The organism is Parashewanella spongiae (genome assembly GCF_004358345.1).
Lineage (GTDB): Bacteria > Pseudomonadota > Gammaproteobacteria > Enterobacterales > Shewanellaceae > Parashewanella > Parashewanella spongiae.
The window spans coordinates 1244218-1262568 of the sequence record NZ_CP037952.1 but is presented as its reverse complement, the minus strand read 5'-3'; the positions used below and the strand labels follow the sequence as shown (position 1 = coordinate 1262568).

Genomic DNA, 18351 nt, shown 5'->3' with positions numbered 1-18351 from the left:
TACACCATCTTATACCAATTTCATATCTTGAATGATTTCATGAGCGATTTCTGGTGTTGTGCAAGTCGGTTTTTGATGACGATCAGCTTTCAACTGACCTTTTCGATGTTTCAGTGCTGCGTTCAGTTTATCGGCTGCTTCTGCAATTGCGGGATACATCACAGCATTGGCTCCGGATGCGGCTAACGAACTACCTTCGTAGTGGGTACGTAACTCAACTTGAAATTCATTATGTTCTTTAGAAATAGTAACATCGAGGGCGATTAAGGAAGGAAAATGTTTGCCAATTTTGCTAAATTTGTCACTGACATGCTCTTTAACAGTGTCAGTAACGTCTACATGGTGACCCGATAAATTTATCTTCATAGAACTTCCTTAGTATTAAGTCTTTCGTAATACCCAAATTGGTATAACAAGACTTCATTTAAAAAACTGGATTTTCGCGTCGAGCATCGTTCATTTGTGTCTCAGTTTTCAGCTTTCCACTCTGTACTTTTTGTATAGCCCACTTAAAGACTGTTTCTGAATCAATTTCACAATTTCAAAGCTCGGTAGGTAAGACATCTTAAAAAACGCGATGGTTCGTTATAACACTTGGAATAATCACAATTCGTGATCGTGATCACTTATCCCTTTACGCCTTATTATTTATTGCGATAAACGTGATAAAGGATTAAATAGGATCCCTTGCGCCAATGAGTCTCCCCCAGAAATGAGCTAAGCCTGTAGATCGTCGAACTTTTTCCGCCCACAGTCCTCCGATGAAAAAACCAACACCGCCACAAACAAGAATCGACATTTCAAGTAATCCATTAGAGAGCCCCACGACCCCACCAAGCAATATCCCAATTAAGGTCGGCGAAGCAGAAATCCCTAGCCATAATAAAAGCGCGACAAATTTCTCTACTAACTTCATAATAAGCACTCCCTGTTAAAGTTAATATGATGTAAACCAACTTAACAAACCAACCACGAATTGCCAATAATAAATGCCCCAAATACTTTAAGAGAATACTTATGAGCTTTAATACGTTAATAAAATGGGATAACAAACAAAACTATGATGGTGAATTTAGTCGAGACCATACCATAACATTTGGAAGTGGTCAGACTGTAAATGCTTCCTCGGCATCAGAATATAAAGGTAATGAACACTTTGTTAATCCTGAAGAAAGTTTATTAGCCGCATTGTCCTCTTGTCATATGCTCACTTTTTTAGCCATCGCCCACTTAAAAAGGCTGCCTGTATTGTCGTATCAAGACAATGCAATGGCTATATTAGGACGGATTGAATCAGGCAAACTCGCGGTAACGGAAATGGTTTTATCGCCAGAAATTGTATTTGAGGAAGGCGTTGAAGTGACAGTTAAAACCATACAAAAAATTCATGAGAAAGCACATGCGAACTGTTTTATTGCAAACAGTATTTCATCGAAAGTAACAATAAAAACAAACTAACACTATTAAGAAAGTTTAATTCCATCACCATTTCAACAAGTTAAAAATCTGTAACAATAGAAAAACTATTTTTTTAGCTGGTTACAAGACATATGGCTTCAACAAATTTACCCACGGCACAAACTGTTCAACCTTCATTTTACTTTACATGGAATGACAAAACTCAAGAGATATCTGATTGGATACAAACGGAATTTATCACTTTCTGTAAAAAAATTGGTCATGACTTACTTTTAAGAAAATATGTAATAACGAAACCAGATAGTGGTACAGCCTTTCGCTTATCACTGCCTGAAAACAACACTGTACCTTCTCCATCAAATCATTTATTGAGTTTCCATGAGAGCCTAAACCGTGACCATGGAATCAATAAAAAGCTTTACGATAAAATAAGACAAAAATTCTGCATCGTTTTTGAGACAATAATGTCTAGACCTGATCCAACAGTTCCACAGCCAATTCTGTTAATAGAAGAAATTTGGGGTAGTATTTGTGGTAAACACCCACTTGTCATTTTCGACTTAGACGAAACCTTAGTTACCAATCAATATAGTGAGAGCCTTCTTTATTTTACCCCTTTCCCAATTGAAAAAGCGATCGGTTATCAATTAACTCAAGCAAAAGCCAAAATGCCGCATGTCGACTTCATTTTAATTACTAATTCCGAGCAATCATCAGTAAAAACAAAATTGTTCTGTGGTGGCATTTCACCAGATATATTTCAAGAGCAATACCCATTAACTAAGGATGATAGCTTAGATAAATCTGAGCGCTTCCTTAAACATGCCCAACTTAAAGATAAAAATTATGATCAAATCATCATTGTCGATGATAACTTGCAAGTTATAGAGCAATTATTAAAAACATGCCAACTGCATAAATTCCCTTGCCAAAGCTTTCATTACCTTGGCTCCGTTCCTCAAAAGCATGAACAATTCAGACGAGAATGCGTAAAAGATTCTAAATCATCATCAACTAACTTAGACACAATGGATTGTGTATATAAATACCACCCTCATCTAAAAAAAGAGCGTGCAGCCTTCGATGAACTCCTTGCTAAAGGGATGTCCGAATTGATATCCAACTTCTTTGAAAGGTGTAATATCAATTACAGTAATTAGGGGCTGTTTATCTTTCGTGATTATTTTTGCAGCGATAAATTGGTCGTTTTATACAAGACAGAGATTGTGCGGTTTGGTATTATCGACATACAAAACTGTCGTTACTTCGTTTCCAAATAAGCAAGCGATAACGCAGTAGAAATGACCAATTTACGCTGTCTTAGATGCTTTTGAGCGTTCACTGTTCTGTGTTGTAACCCGTTTACTTAGATGACTAAGCTTCACAGCTTACGCCTTGAACAGATAAACGCTCAAATAGCACAAAATTTAATCCTAAAAGATAACCAGCCCCTAACCTGATGTATGATTATTTTTGGCAGAAATGCAATGAAGTTTAAGAGTATGCTAGCAAGCTAATTGCTCTGCTGAAGCTTTAACCTAGAAAATCAGCTGAACGCATAGAAGTAAGATAAATAACTCAAGTTCAACCATAAAAGCCATAAAGTGTATTCATCCATTGAGTGAATGCATGGCGTTTGTAAACTGGTTAAAATTACCGCTTGCTGCGTTGTAACTTTTATAAGTAGAAACGAAGTAACGACAGTTTTTTATGTCGGTAACCACTACTTACTTCAAATCACGCCTTGCTGTCGAAAATTTTCTTTGCGTTTAAAAGCGCCACCAACCGATTTTTCTAGGTTTAAACGGCGGTCAATCCCGCGTGTTTTGTGCGGGAATCCAGTGCCTTTTTGCTCAAAAATGAAAAATCGCTGAACCCCTGCTTTCGCAGGAATAACAAATTAATCAAATTCAATGACTTATGACATTTAAACATTAGATAGCATCTAGAGTTTCCTCCGGCTATTGCAACATAAAAAATAGCGGTATCAAGACTTGCTAGAGGGAAGATCAATAAGCATTTACAATGATAGCCTGTATCCGTGATACTTGAACCTAAACGTTCATGATAGGCATAGATGTCATATGCGTTTACTTTGACTACTATTTTTCTATCACCCTACACCATGAAAATTGTATTCGCTGAGATTTGAAGATTATTTCCAACCTAAGCTAAAGGCGAAGTGATTTTTAGCTTTTATGCTTTCACTAACAGGCTTGGGAATAGGTGTTAGCGGCTATTTTCACGGTAAAAACATCAGTTGAACGCTGAGTATATGAGTAACTGTTTGAGCATTTGGATGATTTTATTATCATGTTTTTCACCCAATGAGTGAAATGCTCTACGCTCACAAGCTTGCTAAAATGGCTGCTATCTGCGTTGTAACTTTTGCAAGTAGAATAACTACTTGCTGCAAGCTACGTCTTAATATCAGCCATTTTTTCTACGCTTGAGAACGCAGTCAACTGATGTTTCTAGGTTGAAGAGACAACTTTCCTACATCTTCAGATAACACGGTTATAATATGCAGCAATAACCGAGTGTCAGCCAAATCCACTAAGTTTTGTCGTTTATAGTGATACAATATCTTTGTATCATCTGAGTCAGTATATTCAGCGTCTTACTAATTTGATCTTCAGCCAAAAATTCGTTTGGTTGATGTGCTTGAGAGATACTTCCCGGCCCAAATACGATTGTCTGTCCACTTAGTTTTTGAATAAATGGTGCTTCAGTGGCGTAATTAACCGCACAACAATTATGACCACTGAGCTTTTCAGTAAATAGAACCACATCGCTATCTTTATTTTGTTCAAAACTTGGTGCACTAGGGTCGATTTCATCAAACTTAATTCTTCCTACATATTGATTGGCAATGTCTTTGGAGGATTCTGATAGCCAGTACAACAACTCCTCATCTTTCATTCCTGGTAAGGCTCTGAGATCAATATCGAGTTCACAATGACCGCATACTCTATTGGGACTGTCGCCGCCTCGAATAGCACCAAAATTTAGTGTTGGTTCCTGAACATCAAAAGCCTGATTACTGTAGTTCAAAGCCAGTTGTCGTTTTAGTTTCAGCAACTTTGAAATAATATGGTGCATAATTTCAATTGCATTAACACCACCTGCTGGCTGACTCGAATGCCCAGATTTTCCCAAAACCGTAATTCGATGTGACATATGTCCTTTGTGCATAATGACTGGCGTCAACTCTGTAGGTTCACCAATCACAGCAACATCGGGTCGAATCGTTTGTGATTTTGAAAAAAAACGAGCTCCAGCCATACTGGTTTCTTCATCTGCGGTTACCAGCACATATAACGGTTTAGTTAGATCCGTTACTGATAAATTACGACAAACTTGCATAATGCAAGCGAAGAAACCTTTCATATCGCAGGTACCAAGCCCATAAAATCTGCCATCTTTTTGCTTTATTGAAAATGGATCTGATAGCCATCCACTTTCATCGTAGGGCACTGTATCACTGTGCCCAGCTAACAGCAGTCCGCCTTCACCGCTACCAAGTTTTGCCAAGATATTGTATTTATTACGGCTATCAGGCACTAAACTTATGTCTACGCTAAAACCAAGATAATCAAACCAATTAGCCAGTAAATCAATTACAGGTTTATTGGTTTGATCCCAACAAGCATTTGTCGAACTGATTGAAGATAGTTCGACTAAAGCACTGAGTGATTGTTCAAAATTCGGCAATTTCACACTTAAAACCTAAAATAATTATTCTTAAATATTGAATACTTAACCATTTGAAGATAGATTACACAGAATCATAAATAATTCCAACACTAGATTAACATTGTTATTATTTGTGAAATCTTAAATTTTAACGGTGAATAGTTTTGCAAAATACATATTTAAAAATTGCAGTTATAGGTGCAAGTGGCTATGTTGGTGCCGAGTTAGTTGAACTGTTAAATCAGCACCCATTAATCAGCGAGCTACAGCTCATGGTATCTCAAAGTAGTGATGCCTCTAATTTGTGCTTTAGTGATATTCATCCTCGCTTGAAAAACATTTGCGATTTACCGTTTCAAATATTGTCTGAAACTTGGATCGAGCAAAACGCTGATAAGCTTGATGCGGTTTTTTTCGCAACGCCTCATGACGTCAGCGTAAATCTAGCGCAGATATTCATCACTAAAAAAGTAAAAGTATTCGACTTATCAGGCGGGTTTCGGCTAAAAGACGCCTCAAAATACCCTGTATTTTACGGCTTTGAACATCAACAAGTTCAATTACTTACTAATGCTGTTTATGGCCTTGCTGAATGGCAATATGAAGCCATTGAAAGATCCAATTTAATTGCTGTCCCGGGCTGTTATCCAACGGCCAGTTTACTGGCGTTAAAACCTTTGACATCAAATCGGCTTCATCTTAAAAACGGTCTGATCGCGGTCAATGGCATCAGTGGTGTCAGCGGCGCAGGCCGTAAAACAAATCTGGCGACCAGTTTTAACGAAGTCAGTTTAGCACCTTACAACATTCTTCAGCATCGTCACCAACCTGAGATATCCCAAGAAGCCAGTGTTGAAGTGGTATTTAACCCTCATTTAGCCCCTTATAAAAGAGGCTTACTGTCAACAGTTACACTCAATCTCAAATCTGGATTAACCCAAGCTGATGTAGAGCAAGTCTTCACTCAAGCTTATCAGGATCAACCTATGATCCGTTTACTCGGTACATGGCCAAGGATAGATAATGTTGCCCACACTCCTTTTGCAGATATTCATTGGCAGTTTGATGATAAAAATCAAGTGGTCGTAGTATGCTGTGCCATTGACAATCTGCTCAAAGGCGCTGCCTCACAAGCGGTTCAATGCTTGAATATTACCTTAGGGTTGCCATCGCAACACAGCCTTATACCAGAAAAGAAAGGAAGCCGTAATGACTAAGCCTTTAGTGATAAAAATCGGTGGCACTATTCTTGATCAAGATACAGCTTTAGAGACCTTACTGTTTGTGTTAACCACCCTCAAAGGTAGAAACATTATTCTTGTTCATGGTGGTGGTAGTACGGTTGAAAGTATGCTTAATCAAGCCAATTTCACTACGGAGAAAACAAAGGGTTTACGTATCACCCCAAAAACGCAAATGCCTTTTGTTTGTGGTGTATTAGCAGGCAGTGTGAATAAACATATTGTGGCAATTGCCAATAAATTTGGATTACAAAGCGTTGGAATATCCCTAACAGACGGCAATATGATCAACTGTAAAAAACACCCTCTTGATCTTGGTCAGGTTGGTATCCCTTCACCTAATAATGGCCAACTTATCAAAGCCTTATTCAGCAGTAATTTTATGCCTATTATTGCTTCTATTGGCTCATTTGAAAATGGTGAATTGGTTAACGTGAATGCCGATGATGCCGCTGTAGCCATTTGCCAGTTGGTTGATGGTGATTTGATCTTACTTACTGACGTGGCAGGCGTTAAAGGTGCCGATGGAGATTATCTACAAACGTTAGCGTATACACAAGCTGAGCAACTCATCAAACAAGGTGTTATTAGCGGAGGAATGACGGCCAAAGTCAATGCCGCATTCGCTGCAGCCAATAAATTACGACGAAGTATCGCGATTGCCAGTTGGCAACAGCCTGAAAAGCTCAAAGGCTTATTATCAGGTCAGTCAATAGGCACTCGCATTTTTCCTTATTAACCCTATTTTTGAATTACCTATATAAGTGGAAATACTATGTCATATTCACATTTTTTGGCTGACGATCAATTTAACAAAGCCCAATTACTTGAACTTATAAACCTAGCAAAAAACATTAAGCAATCCCCACAGAATTATCAACAAGCGCTGGCGGGAAAATCCGTTGTCATGCTTTTTGAAAAACCTTCGTTAAGAACTCACATTAGTTTTGATATCGGTATTCAAAAACTTGGTGGACATTCGGTTTATATCGGCCAACAAAACGGTAAACTTGGCGAGCGAGAGCGTGTTATTGATGTTGCCAAAAATCTTGCCTGCTGGTCAGATGCCATTGTCGCAAGAGTATTTAATCAAAAATCCTTAGAAGAACTTGCCGAATATGCCGGCATACCTGTAATCAATGCATTGAGTGATCTCTATCATCCTTGTCAAGCATTGGCTGACTTCTTAACCTTAGCGGAGCAAACTGACGATTTATCCAGTGTAAAACTAGCCTATGTTGGCGATCCTAATAATGTCTCAAATTCATTAATGCTGATGGCATTAACCTTAGGCATTGACTTTACTCTGGTATGCCCAAAAGAAGTTGGCATATCAACCGCAATGCTCGCTCAAACCAAGACTGTTTCAGCACAAAGCGGAGCTAAATTTACTCAAATCCATGATATTGACTCGATTGGAGAGCAAACTGCCATTTATACCGACACATGGATTTCGATGGGCGACGATAAAGACACTCAACAAATATTAAAAACATTTATGCCTTACCAAGTAAACCATCAACTCGTTAAAAAAACCTCCGCTCGCTTTGTGATGCACTGTCAACCAGCTCACCTTAATCAAGAAATCACTCAAGAGCTATTTGACAGCAAATTTTCAGTGGCGACAGAGCAGGCAGAAAACAGAATGTGGGCACAGTGTGCCGTGCTTTTAACCTTATTCATTCAATAATTTTTTAACGAAAAATAATTCAAAACCAAATTTAGGTGGTGAAAAATGGCATTTATAAAAAACAAATCAGTAAAAAAAGTAGTACTTGCATATTCTGGAGGTCTAGATACTTCAGCGATTATCCCTTGGTTAAAAGAGAACTATGATGACTGCGAAGTCATCGCTTTTTGCGCCGATGTAGGTCAAGGTGAGGTCGAACTTGAAGGCATTAAAGAAAAAGCGATGGCTTCTGGTGCAAGCGAATGCCATGTTGTCGATTTGAAGCAAGAATTTATTGCCAACTACATCTTCCCAAGCATCAAAACTGGTGCTGTTTACGAAGGTCAGTACTTGCTTGGCACTTCGTTAGCACGCCCAATCATCGCAAAGGCTCATGTCGAAGTGGCACTGAAAGTCGGAGCGGATGCGGTTTGTCACGGTTGTACAGGTAAAGGTAACGACCAAGTACGTTTTGAATCTTGTTTCGCCGCCCTTGCACCGCACCTAACGATTATTGCACCGTGGCGTGAATGGGATATGGTTTCACGGCAAGATCTGCTCAAATACCTTGCTACTCGCGATATCCCTTGTTCAGCTTCACTGACCAAAATCTACAGCCGAGATGCCAATCTCTGGCATATTTCCCATGAAGGTGGAGAGTTGGAAGATCCTTGGTGCGAACCCTCCAAAGCGGTGTGGACAATGACGACCGCACCTGAAAACGCACCAAACACCTCAGAGAAAATTCAGCTTTCATTTATCAAGGGGGAACTTATAGCTGTTGACAATCAACAGCTTCCTGCTAATAAGCTACTTGATTATCTAAATACCAAAGCAGGTCAACATGGTGTTGGCCGAGTTGATATCGTTGAAAATCGCCTAGTTGGCATGAAATCACGAGGCTGTTATGAAACCCCAGGTGGCACTGTTTTAATGGCGGCCTATAAGGGACTAGAATCATTAATCTTAGATAAAGAATCGCTAAAATTCCGTGAATCTGTAGGACTTGAATTTTCACATGTTCTGTATGACGGTCGCTGGTTCACACCGTTATCTAAAGCGTTATTAGCGGCTGCCGCTTCTTTTGCTGAAAAGATCACTGGCGAAGTTGTCGTTAAGCTATACAAAGGACAAGCTACGGTTATTCAACGCTCTTCACCTAACAGCCTTTATTCTGAAGAATTTGCCACTTTCGGTGCAGACGATGTTTACGATCAAAAGCACGCCGAAGGTTTTATACGATTATTCAGCCTACCTAGCAGAATTGAAGCATTACAAAAAAATCAACTTGGGGAGCAATAGTATGGCACTCTGGGGAGGAAGGTTTCAATCTAGTAGTAGCGCTCTATTTAAAGAGTTTAACGACTCACTGCATTTTGATCAGGCACTTATTTTACAAGATATATACGGCTCAATAGGATGGACAAAAGCCATTCATCAAGCAGGGGTATTAACCTTTGATGAGCAGCAAGCACTAGAACAAGAACTTCTTAATTTATCTAAGCAAGCCGAATGTGGCGAGCTTGATATCATGAGCTCAGGTTCAGAAGATATTCATAGTTTTGTTGAAGCTAAACTTACGAAAAATCTCGGCGATATTGCTAAGAAACTGCATACGGGTAGAAGCCGTAACGATCAGGTGGCAACAGATCTAAGGTTATGGTGTCGTGATCAGATAAGTATTTTGCTCGATGCATTAAACCACTGCCAGCGTCAGTTACTGATACTGGCAGAAAATAACAAAGAGCACATTCTTCCTGGCTTCACACACTTACAAAGAGCGCAGCCTGTACGCTTTGCTCATTGGTGTTTGGCCTATGTTGAGATGTTCAAACGTGATTGCCAGCGCCTTAATTTTGCGAAAACGCATTTAAACCAATGTCCACTTGGGAGCGGTGCGTTAGCAGGTTCAATTTATGATATTGATCGAGAAAAGTTAGCGAATGATCTCGGCTTTGATTCGCCTTGTCTAAATAGTTTAGATGCCGTATCCGATCGTGATTTTGTACTTGAACTCTTGTTTTCTGCCAGTACAGGTATGATGCACTTATCTAGATTTGCTGAGGATTTAATTTTCTTCAATTCCGGTGAAGCCAACTTTATCACCTTAGGAGATCAAGTGACTTCAGGCTCATCACTAATGCCACAAAAGAAAAACCCTGATGCTTTGGAGCTCATTCGAGGTAAATGCGGCCGAGTATTTGGTTCACTTCAAGCGCTTCTAGTAACTCTTAAAGGCTTACCTTTAGCTTACAACAAAGACATGCAAGAAGATAAAGAAGGTTTATTTGATGCAGTTAAACAGTGGCACAACTGTATGCTGATGGCTGGAGAGGTCATTAACTCTATTGAAATAAAAAGCGACCGCTGTAAAAAAGCAGCCACTGAAGGTTATGCTAACGCTACCGAACTGGCTGATTATCTGGTTACCAAGGGAATTCCGTTCAGAACGGCTCATGAAATTGCAGGTCAAGTGGTGCTATACGCCATCAGTCAACAAGAACCGATTGAGCGTTTGCGCTTAGATGAACTGCAACAATTTTCCGCTTTAATTGAGGCTGATGTATATTCCGTACTTGAACTTGAGTATCTAGTCGATAAACGCAGTGCCCTTGGTGGCACAGGTATTAGCTCTGTAAATCAAGCTATCGATAAAATTCGTCATGAGCTAGGTGCAGCAGACTTTGTCGTTAGGGATGCCAGACTCACCGATCTACGAGGGATCAGTAAGCTGGTTGAGTACTGGGCAAATAAAGAAGAAAATTTACCTAGACCAGAGCATGAACTCATTCAATCCATAAGGGATTTCGCAGTCACTGAGGGAGATAATGGTCAAATATTCGCCTGTGCGGCGTTATATATCTACAGTACAGGGCTTGCTGAAATACGTTCACTAGGAGTATCTACAAATCATCAAGGTAAAGGTTATGGCACAGCACTGGTGCAACACTTACTCAAACGTGCTGAGAACTTAGCTTTAAATCGAGTTCTAGTCTTGACTAGAAAACCACAATTTTTTACAAAACTCGACTTTGCATTTTCAGACAAAGATCAATTACCAGAAAAAGTGATGAAAGATTGCGATATGTGCCCTCGAAAGCACGCTTGCGACGAAACGGCATTAATTTATTATTTAAATCGATTGATATAAGTACCTGACCATAAGTTTCTTAAGATTTTCTAGTGCCCCGCTTCAGCACTCTACGGTGTTGCAACTGACATTGCGCACACGGAATAGTTATATGATCAAGGCTGAATAAGAAATCACTTTTTTATCTATGTTTTACTTAAAATTAACCGATATGAACATTTTTACAACGCAAAAGTGAGTAAGCATTCATTAATTTTGGTTTTTTAATGGATATGCTCAATATCAGTTGCAACTTCGGTTATACCAATTACAGTAATTAAATGCTCAACTCAGAGCTATGTATGCGCACAAAGTACAAACGAAATTGGTGAAAACATAGTTATCTACTTTGAGATAATTTTGTGAAGTGATTTTTGCGCATACAAGCTCCCGAAGGGCAAGGCTAAAGGTTTCCATTACTGCGTTGCACGTTCTTGAATTATCCCGACAAAAGCACGAAGTGCGTTGAACGCCAGCTTTGTATGGCGGCCGTAGGGAATATAGTACTTCGAACATGCGCCTTGTACTGATAACCTTTATCTCTTGCTAAGTGAGAGATTAATTACTGTAATTGGTATTACATAGCTAGGGCTATGCGCCCTACGTTGCTTCTTGTATAGCACTAAACCTGAACACAATAATTATCAAAGAACTTATCGACAGATACTTATACCCGTGAGACTTGAAGATGCAACTTTCAGGGCATTTTTAGTAGAGTAGGCTACTGGCTTCGCTATGGTTTATCCAGCAGCCACTCTTCGATTCCGTGCATGAAGTTTTTCCTCGCACAGCTTTGTTGTTATACCAATTACAGTAATTAAATTTTTGCGCCTGTTATTTTATTCGCTCGCCCTTCCGTTATGGCTTTTTCAGCGCGGCGACGACGAACATCTTTTGGATCGGCAATTAAAGGACGGTACACTTCAAGTCGATCACCTGCTTGTAATTCAGTGTCGTGCTTTATCAAATTATTGAACACGCCCAATTTTACTTTTTCAAGATCAATTTCAGGAAAAAACTGCTGCATTTTACTTTGCTTAAGTGCCTCGATGGCGGTTGTACCGGACGTAATAGTCACCGAAATAATTTTCTGTTGTTTAGGCAGTGCATAAACAACATCAACGTCATAACTTTGTTGTGTTTGACTCATGTTCATGCCCTATTTTCGTTGTTATAAACTTCTTTAGCACGCTTGGTAAAGGCCGTTACCATTGAACCCATTAACTCTTTAAACATTCTACTAAAGGTAAAATCTACTAGAGAATTACTAAACTCAAAATCGAGTTCGAACTCAACTTTACAGGCATCTTCAGCCAGCTCGATAAATCGCCAATATCCACGTAAATGCTTAAATGGGCCATTTTCAAGCTCTAACTGTATGGATTTACCTGAATTAAGAATATTACGAGTAGTAAATGTTTTACTCACTCCAGCTTTACTGACATCAACCGAAGCCACCATAGAGTCATCATCCAAGCTTAATATTTTTCCGCCGACACAGCCGGGTAAAAACTCCTTGTAGGATTCAACATCATTAACCAGTTGATACATTTGCATGGCACTAAAGCGAACTAACATACTTCGAGCGATTTGTGGCATAAGGTTTAAAACTGATGAATTTGGCAAAGATTTTATCATGAAACCATAAAATCGCATCGACTATTGATTATTCAAAAGAAAAAAGCGTAAAACCTGCATTTTAGCAATTCCAAATTGTGCCTACACGCGTATAATGGTGCGATTATGGCAAAGAAAAAATCAAAAAAAGCCGCGCCAGCAAGCATTGCTAAGAATAAGCGCGCCACCTTCGAGTATCGTATCGAAGAGAAAATCGAAGCTGGTCTTGAACTCCAAGGCTGGGAAGTTAAATCTATCCGTATGGGTAAAGTGAACTTATCTGACTGCTATGTATACATCAAAAATGGTGAATGCTTTATGCACGGCTGCACAATTATCCCACTCAATACGGCGTCTACTCATGTTTATTGTGATCCTGTCCGCACAAAAAAACTGCTGCTTAAACGTCGTGAAATCGACAAATTAGCAGGCTTGGTCGAACGACAAGGTTATGCCATCGTGCCGCTATCTATGTACTGGCGTAAAGGTGCATGGGTAAAAGTCGAAATAGGCATAGGTAAAGGTAAAAAAGAACATGACAAGCGCGATGACACCAAAGAGCGTGAGTGGCAGCGAGAGAAGTCTCGCACAATGAAAGAAAGTTTGCGTCAGTGATGATTTAATCAACAACTGACTCAAAATACGCTAAATGTTACTGGCTGTTGTTGTTTCATCAGCGTATACTAAAAGTCTTGGGGGCGATTTTGGATTCGACAGGATTCACGAAACCCTGGGAGCATGCCGAGGGGCGGTTGGCCTCGTAAAAAGCCGCATTGTTATAGTTGCTAACGACGATAACGCATACGGAGAGCTGCGCCTACAAGCGTAAAGCCTCCCCATTCTACTCACGTTTTGCAAATGGGCAGAGTTTTTGAATGGTCATCTAACATTTGATAGCGAGGGAACCTTGTTTGGGGGTGAACCGCGAAACAGTACCAAACTCACCTGACGATATCCTGTCTTTCGGAGCTCTCTCAGGTTAAATAAATGAAAGACTAAGCATGTAGCGCCTTGGATGTAGGCTTTCTGGACGCGGGTTCAAGTCCCGCCGCCTCCACCAAATAAAACAAGGGCTTAGCGGAAACGCTAAGCCCTTTTTCTTTGCCTGTGGCGACAGAATGGCGGCAGCGAGAAAGTTTGTGGCGGCAAAGACTCAATTGAGTAACTCTCTAATTCTACTTTTTAATATTTATCCTCAAGGAAAACTATGACAACAATAATCGGTTATTGCTATAAAGATGGTGCATTTTTAGCTGCTGATTCGAGAAGAATAGATGTGGATACAAAGCAACCGCATCAAAATCCCGTAAAAAAAGTTGTCCAGTTAACGGATAAGATTATTATTGCTACGGGTGGGCTCGGCAGTTATGGGCATAAAGCGAGGGAGATGCTAATCAAGTCTATTTATGGAAAAAATTTACATTTAGAAGACTTAATTTTAGCAGCTAGAATGATTTTTGATTTCCAATATAAAGAATCTTTTAAACAAGCTCCAGATCATAGAATAAACCTTGTTTGTATCTTAGCAGGTCAAGATGAACACAATGAAGGTTTTATCTGCTCAATTAGTAGCTTAAATAATTTCACCCCTCACTTTAAGAGAGGGCATGGAGCTATGTTCCATATGGGCACTGATACTTCAAACTTAATAAAAACTTCTGAACATGTCCTTTCAGAATTAAGAAAAACAAACCAAAAGCTCATGTTAGATAATTGGGCAATTGAAACTTTAAAACAAGTCTGTGTTAATGACACCAGTACTGGATTTCCTATTCAATTAATTTCTGCTAAGCAGAAAATTATTGACAACTTTCCCATTGATGAAGACTTTCAACACATAGACGAATTCCAAACTGAATTTCCGATTTAGCTTATTATCCCCTCTAACTTCTAATGCAGGATTCGCAAAAAAATGGCATTTAGTACCAAATTTGCTGGCATTTGGTACTAAAGCCATTTTTCATCTTCAAAGCACATTGCTAAACCTAGCAATTTTAAAAACAGCATGACATAACGATAGTTGCTTTCTCTTGTGATTTTAGGAATAAAATATGGGAGTCAATTTAACTAAAACTCTGCTATCTGAAGTCGAAAAATCTAACTGGAAAATTTTCTGTCAGTCGCATGGAATGAGTGAGGCGGAAATGTTGCGTATGCTGATCAACCGAGTATCACCTGATGCTTCAAATACCGATCACTTTCGTGAGAACCGAAACGACAAAATTACTGTCAGGCTCTCAAATGAAAACCACAAAAAGCTCAGCTATCGGGCAAAGGCTGAAGGCTATTTGAGTGATACTAGCTGGGTAAATGCTTCCGTAATGGCGAACCTTTACCGAGAACCAATACTTACTAAAGAAGAAATGGGCGTATTACGAGACTCCAATCGTCAACTTGCCGCTATTGGTAGAAATCTAAATCAAATTGCCAGAGTACTTAATATTGAATTTAGGGAGAGTGACAAGATCACTAAATTCATGATTGAAGGACTATCAGAGCAAATAAACGAACATAAAAACAAAGTCTACAAACTGCTCCATCAAAATCGTCATCGCTGGAATATCCATGACTAACCTTTTGCGAGATCAAATATCTAACTTACTTTTTGGTGATGTGAGATTCAAATCTAACCGTATAAAATCACTTCGGCATTACAATAAAAAACCGCCTGAAGTTATGGTTAAAATCAGTGGTCATTGTAAAAATATGGCACATATTCAAAGCCACTTTGAATACATCAGTCGTAACGGCCAGCTTGATGTTGAAGACGAGCTTGGACAAGTTTACCAAGACACTGACGACTTACATCAAATGGCAGAACAATGGTGTAGCGATACAACTTCAACAAAAGCAAACACTCGTCACACTACTCACATAGTCCTTTCCATGCCGAACGGCACCGAACCGAAAGCTGTAAAACAAGCGGCAAGAGCGTTTGCTAAAAAGACCTTTGCAGAAAATTATCAATACGTCTTTGCCCTACACACTGATACCGACAACCCACACGTTCACCTCACCATTAAAAATCTAGGCTTTGACGGTAAACGACTTCATATCAAGAAAGGACAGCCGCAAATCTGGCGAGAACAATTTGCTAATGAATTGGAAAGACTAGGCGTAGCTGCTGAAGCGACACCGCATTTGAATAGATTGTTAGCCACCAGTAATATGACACCTCTTAAAAAACGGGAGCAAGAAAACGATTTATAGATAGCCCAACCTACACAACCAAATACTTCTTAAAAATGATAAAAAAAACAGTCGCTATAGATAAAAATAAAAAAAGTAAATTGAAGAAAGAAGCAAAGACTAAACCTCTCTTTAATACAGCCACCGATGGTTTCTTTGGGTTGTAGTACACCTTAACTAACTTCCCTTCCTCAAAATCACTCAACTCTGATTCATGAATTGAATGAATGGTTGATTTAAGCTCATGCCAGCTTAGTTTATTTGAAGTGTAAGCTTTCCCATCAACATTATATTTATACAAAATTTCTGTTTGATAAACCTGCTTTCTAGCATTTGGTTCTGTATTCAAATCAGATACTTTAGAAACAACGTCAGACTCAATAATTTTTCCCATAACGGAAGGAAAAAAGAATGTCCTAACAGCTCTACCTATAGAAAAAATGGAGTAATAGATAGTCACAAAAATTAGTGACACAAGCACTATTAATATGAACAATGGCGTATTGTTATATGTTTCTATCAAATCCATTTGTATGTCCTTGTTAAATTCCTCGAAAAACAAAATTCAAGAGTAATTCTATTTTCTCATTTAACATGATAGTTTATTGAAGATAAACAATTAATTCGATTCATCAAGGAAGAAAGACATGGATTTTATTGTACTGCTATTTATCATTGCTATAGGTTTCGCATTTTGGGGAATTACCACCTACAACAAACTTCAAGCTCAAAAACAAGAAATTATTGAGCAATCTTCCAATATTCAAGTCTCTCAGAAAAAACGAACTGACTTAGCTTCTCGTATTATTGATATTGCTAAGGGTGTTGGAGATCATGAAAAACTTACACACCTCCAAGTTTCATCAGCTCAAACAGCGAGTATAGAAAACTTATCTGCTTTATCCCAAAGCTTTCCAGAATTAAAGGCTAATGAAACGTATCTTAAGTTAATGGATCAACTTCATGATTTAGAAAACAGCATTTCGGAAAGAAGAGAGTCGTATAATAAATCGGTGAAAAACTATAATAGCTTTCGTTCTAGCTTCCCAACAATGCTTGTTGCGAATAAATTAAGCTTCGAGGCAGCCAGCTATTACGATTCAAATGACGAGGAGTCTTTGAATAATATTGCCACCTTCTCCCGTGACGACTCTGAAGCAGTAAGGGCTATCATCGAATCATCAACCAATTCCATCAAACGTTCAACTCAAAAAATCGCTGATTCAGCATCAAGTCAAATCAAGGAACTTAAAGAAAACCTTGAAAAAAAGAGCCCAGAAGAACCAAAAGCTGAAGAATCTGATGCTATTCAAAAATAACTGCAACTTCAATTTTCATTACAAATAATATACGTGACTTCAGCTGTAACTTAACGTCAGCTAGAGTCACCTCTCTAACTCCTCGCCCAATTCCCTTACCTTCAACCTCTCAGCCAACTCAACTACACTCTTAGGCTGACTAGAGCGACTTTGCTCAACAGTCACCACCTTGCTGTTTTCCTTCTCAAACTCCATCACATAATCATGAATTTTCTCTGCATCCCTTGATGCCCTTAAAATCTCTTTGGGATCATCTTGCAGTACCTTAACCCAGTGGTCTACGTAGGCGGCATGTTGGCCGTAATCGTGACCGATTTGCAATTCATCACCGAGCATTAATGAGCCGATTTCAGCTCTTAATTCTTCTTTAGCATAAGATTCATCACCAAAGCGGCCTGTTAGATCACGGTCTAGGCGATGACTTGCGCCGCTTGCGTGACCGCATTCGTGCAGAATGGTTGCATAAAATTTGTCTGCGGTATCAAACTGTTCTCGTCTTGGTAAATGAATGCTGTCAGTTGAAGGGCAATAGTAGGCGTTATTGTGCTGATCATGACAGATTGGCACACCTAAAGCGTTAATGATTTTCTCTGCTCGTTCATGCCGTTGCCAGTCAGGTTCTGCTTTGGCCTCTAACTCTGGTAACCCTTCAATTTGCTCAGCATTGAACACTATGGCAGAAAACACTCTAGGTTTATCCAGTTTGATTGTGGTTTTAATCGGTGTTCCGTCACTACCTAAAATTGGTTTGCCGTTATCATCTTTTTTAGTGATTTGATCAAACAGCTTCCAGTATTGAACCAATGTGCCTCTTTCGGTTTTCTTAACTTGAGCATCAATGCCCTGTGCCTGTTTGTAGGTCATCCAACGGGAGTCACCTCTGCCTTGCATCGCTAACCAAAGGGCGTTTGCGCCTTTGTAGCGAGTACCGCTTATCGGATTATGTGGCATTTTTGGAACTCCAGCTTCCCACGGCACTTGCCAAGGTGCTGCTCCGACTTTGAGTTGTTCAATTAGCTCATTCGCTATCCGCTGATAATACGGAATCTTTTTATCATCTGCCGCCATACT

At 39.3% G+C, this 18351-nt stretch carries 19 protein-coding genes and 1 other RNA gene; 13 read left to right on the top strand and 7 right to left on the bottom strand.

Annotation, left to right across the window (positions count from 1 at the left end):
- Window positions 1–9 precede the first annotated feature (9 nt).
- Window positions 10–366: a ribosome hibernation-promoting factor, HPF/YfiA family gene (hpf, locus tag E2I05_RS04755; RefSeq protein ID WP_121854389.1), complete on the bottom strand. Its 357-nt coding sequence runs from the start codon at window positions 364–366 to the stop codon at window positions 10–12.
- Between the two features lie 307 nt (window positions 367–673).
- Window positions 674–916 (bottom strand): hypothetical protein, encoded by a 243-nt coding sequence (locus E2I05_RS04750; RefSeq protein ID WP_121854390.1) that lies wholly within the window; start codon window positions 914–916, stop codon window positions 674–676.
- A gap of 101 nt (window positions 917–1017) precedes the next feature.
- On the opposite strand from E2I05_RS04750, the gene E2I05_RS04745 reads away from it, so the two are divergent.
- Both E2I05_RS04745 and E2I05_RS04740 read left to right on the top strand, forming a co-directional pair.
- Window positions 1018–1458, top strand: coding sequence for an OsmC family protein (locus E2I05_RS04745; protein WP_121854391.1), 441 nt, complete (start codon window positions 1018–1020; stop codon window positions 1456–1458).
- A 92-nt stretch (window positions 1459–1550) separates the two neighbouring features.
- Window positions 1551–2579 carry a hypothetical protein gene (locus E2I05_RS04740; RefSeq protein ID WP_121854392.1) on the top strand — a complete coding sequence of 343 codons (1029 nt, stop codon included), beginning with the start codon at window positions 1551–1553 and terminating at the stop codon, window positions 2577–2579.
- A 1396-nt stretch (window positions 2580–3975) separates the two neighbouring features.
- Here the strand turns inward: E2I05_RS04740 and argE are convergent.
- Complete coding sequence (argE, locus tag E2I05_RS04735; RefSeq protein ID WP_121853096.1) at window positions 3976–5139, bottom strand: acetylornithine deacetylase; 1164 nt, start codon at window positions 5137–5139, stop codon at window positions 3976–3978.
- Between the two features lie 140 nt (window positions 5140–5279).
- On the opposite strand from argE, the gene argC reads away from it, so the two are divergent.
- Genes argC through argH form a run of 5 tightly spaced genes read left to right on the top strand, consistent with a single transcriptional unit; the run spans window position 5280 to window position 11176 of the window.
- Window positions 5280–6332: an N-acetyl-gamma-glutamyl-phosphate reductase gene (gene argC / locus E2I05_RS04730; protein ID WP_121853095.1), complete on the top strand. Its 1053-nt coding sequence runs from the start codon at window positions 5280–5282 to the stop codon at window positions 6330–6332.
- Window positions 6325–7095 carry an acetylglutamate kinase gene (gene argB, locus E2I05_RS04725; protein WP_121853094.1) on the top strand — a complete coding sequence of 257 codons (771 nt, stop codon included), beginning with the start codon at window positions 6325–6327 and terminating at the stop codon, window positions 7093–7095. Before argC ends, argB begins: the two co-directional genes overlap by 8 nt.
- Before the next feature lie 36 nt (window positions 7096–7131).
- Window positions 7132–8046, top strand: coding sequence for an ornithine carbamoyltransferase (locus E2I05_RS04720; RefSeq protein ID WP_121853093.1), 915 nt, complete (start codon window positions 7132–7134; stop codon window positions 8044–8046).
- A gap of 45 nt (window positions 8047–8091) precedes the next feature.
- Complete coding sequence (locus E2I05_RS04715) at window positions 8092–9327, top strand: argininosuccinate synthase (RefSeq protein ID WP_121853092.1); 1236 nt, start codon at window positions 8092–8094, stop codon at window positions 9325–9327.
- A gap of 1 nt (window position 9328) precedes the next feature.
- Entirely contained in the window at window positions 9329–11176 is a 1848-nt protein-coding gene (gene argH / locus E2I05_RS04710; RefSeq protein ID WP_121853091.1) for an argininosuccinate lyase, read from the top strand.
- Window positions 11177–11972: 796 nt separating this feature from the next.
- Here argH and E2I05_RS04705 read toward each other — a convergent pair.
- Window positions 11973–12305: an RnfH family protein gene (locus tag E2I05_RS04705; RefSeq protein ID WP_121853099.1), complete on the bottom strand. Its 333-nt coding sequence runs from the start codon at window positions 12303–12305 to the stop codon at window positions 11973–11975.
- A 2-nt stretch (window positions 12306–12307) separates the two neighbouring features.
- Window positions 12308–12754 carry an SRPBCC family protein gene (locus E2I05_RS04700; protein ID WP_121853098.1) on the bottom strand — a complete coding sequence of 149 codons (447 nt, stop codon included), beginning with the start codon at window positions 12752–12754 and terminating at the stop codon, window positions 12308–12310.
- A gap of 144 nt (window positions 12755–12898) precedes the next feature.
- Between E2I05_RS04700 and smpB the strand changes: the two genes are divergently transcribed.
- From smpB to E2I05_RS04675, 5 genes are all read left to right on the top strand, one after another.
- On the top strand, window positions 12899–13387 hold the full coding sequence (smpB, locus tag E2I05_RS04695) for an SsrA-binding protein SmpB (protein ID WP_121853090.1): 489 nt from the start codon (window positions 12899–12901) through the stop codon (window positions 13385–13387).
- 79 nt (window positions 13388–13466) lie between these two features.
- Window positions 13467–13832, top strand: a transfer-messenger RNA (tmRNA) gene (ssrA, locus tag E2I05_RS04690).
- A 147-nt stretch (window positions 13833–13979) separates the two neighbouring features.
- Window positions 13980–14642, top strand: coding sequence for an Ntn hydrolase family protein (locus E2I05_RS04685; RefSeq protein WP_121853089.1), 663 nt, complete (start codon window positions 13980–13982; stop codon window positions 14640–14642).
- A 181-nt stretch (window positions 14643–14823) separates the two neighbouring features.
- Window positions 14824–15345 (top strand): plasmid mobilization relaxosome protein MobC, encoded by a 522-nt coding sequence (mobC, locus tag E2I05_RS04680; protein ID WP_121853088.1) that lies wholly within the window; start codon window positions 14824–14826, stop codon window positions 15343–15345.
- Window positions 15338–15982 carry a relaxase/mobilization nuclease domain-containing protein gene (locus E2I05_RS04675; RefSeq protein WP_121853087.1) on the top strand — a complete coding sequence of 215 codons (645 nt, stop codon included), beginning with the start codon at window positions 15338–15340 and terminating at the stop codon, window positions 15980–15982. The genes mobC and E2I05_RS04675 overlap by 8 nt, the downstream gene beginning before the upstream one ends.
- A 10-nt stretch (window positions 15983–15992) precedes the next feature.
- On the opposite strand, the gene E2I05_RS04670 is transcribed toward E2I05_RS04675, so the two are convergent.
- A complete protein-coding gene (locus tag E2I05_RS04670; RefSeq protein ID WP_121853086.1) occupies window positions 15993–16490 on the bottom strand; it encodes a DUF3592 domain-containing protein in 498 nt (165 codons plus the stop codon).
- Window positions 16491–16608: 118 nt separating this feature from the next.
- Here E2I05_RS04670 and E2I05_RS04665 point away from each other — a divergent pair, with 118 nt between their 5' ends.
- A complete protein-coding gene (locus tag E2I05_RS04665) occupies window positions 16609–17280 on the top strand; it encodes a LemA family protein (RefSeq protein WP_121853085.1) in 672 nt (223 codons plus the stop codon).
- Window positions 17281–17346: 66 nt separating this feature from the next.
- Here E2I05_RS04665 and E2I05_RS04660 read toward each other — a convergent pair whose 3' ends face one another.
- The gene (locus tag E2I05_RS04660; protein ID WP_121853084.1) at window positions 17347–18348 is read right to left on the bottom strand and encodes an ArdC family protein; all 1002 of its coding nucleotides are present in this window, start codon (window positions 18346–18348) and stop codon (window positions 17347–17349) included.
- Window positions 18349–18351 lie beyond the last annotated feature (3 nt).

What these genes read in the sequence shown, in the direction of transcription:
- hpf (WP_121854389.1), bottom strand. Translation starts at nt 366, where the DNA reads ATGAAGATAAATTTATCGGGTCACCATGTAGACGTTACTGACACTGTT.
- E2I05_RS04750 (WP_121854390.1), bottom strand. Translation starts at nt 916, where the DNA reads ATGAAGTTAGTAGAGAAATTTGTCGCGCTTTTATTATGGCTAGGGATT.
- E2I05_RS04745 (WP_121854391.1), top strand. Translation starts at nt 1,018, where the DNA reads ATGAGCTTTAATACGTTAATAAAATGGGATAACAAACAAAACTATGAT.
- E2I05_RS04740 (WP_121854392.1), top strand. Translation starts at nt 1,551, where the DNA reads ATGGCTTCAACAAATTTACCCACGGCACAAACTGTTCAACCTTCATTT.
- argB (WP_121853094.1), top strand. Translation starts at nt 6,325, where the DNA reads ATGACTAAGCCTTTAGTGATAAAAATCGGTGGCACTATTCTTGATCAA.
- E2I05_RS04720 (WP_121853093.1), top strand. Translation starts at nt 7,132, where the DNA reads ATGTCATATTCACATTTTTTGGCTGACGATCAATTTAACAAAGCCCAA.
- E2I05_RS04715 (WP_121853092.1), top strand. Translation starts at nt 8,092, where the DNA reads ATGGCATTTATAAAAAACAAATCAGTAAAAAAAGTAGTACTTGCATAT.
- argH (WP_121853091.1), top strand. Translation starts at nt 9,329, where the DNA reads ATGGCACTCTGGGGAGGAAGGTTTCAATCTAGTAGTAGCGCTCTATTT.
- E2I05_RS04705 (WP_121853099.1), bottom strand. Translation starts at nt 12,305, where the DNA reads ATGAGTCAAACACAACAAAGTTATGACGTTGATGTTGTTTATGCACTG.
- E2I05_RS04700 (WP_121853098.1), bottom strand. Translation starts at nt 12,754, where the DNA reads ATGCCACAAATCGCTCGAAGTATGTTAGTTCGCTTTAGTGCCATGCAA.
- smpB (WP_121853090.1), top strand. Translation starts at nt 12,899, where the DNA reads ATGGCAAAGAAAAAATCAAAAAAAGCCGCGCCAGCAAGCATTGCTAAG.
- E2I05_RS04685 (WP_121853089.1), top strand. Translation starts at nt 13,980, where the DNA reads ATGACAACAATAATCGGTTATTGCTATAAAGATGGTGCATTTTTAGCT.
- mobC (WP_121853088.1), top strand. Translation starts at nt 14,824, where the DNA reads ATGGGAGTCAATTTAACTAAAACTCTGCTATCTGAAGTCGAAAAATCT.
- E2I05_RS04675 (WP_121853087.1), top strand. Translation starts at nt 15,338, where the DNA reads ATGACTAACCTTTTGCGAGATCAAATATCTAACTTACTTTTTGGTGAT.
- E2I05_RS04670 (WP_121853086.1), bottom strand. Translation starts at nt 16,490, where the DNA reads ATGGATTTGATAGAAACATATAACAATACGCCATTGTTCATATTAATA.
- E2I05_RS04665 (WP_121853085.1), top strand. Translation starts at nt 16,609, where the DNA reads ATGGATTTTATTGTACTGCTATTTATCATTGCTATAGGTTTCGCATTT.
- E2I05_RS04660 (WP_121853084.1), bottom strand. Translation starts at nt 18,348, where the DNA reads ATGGCGGCAGATGATAAAAAGATTCCGTATTATCAGCGGATAGCGAAT.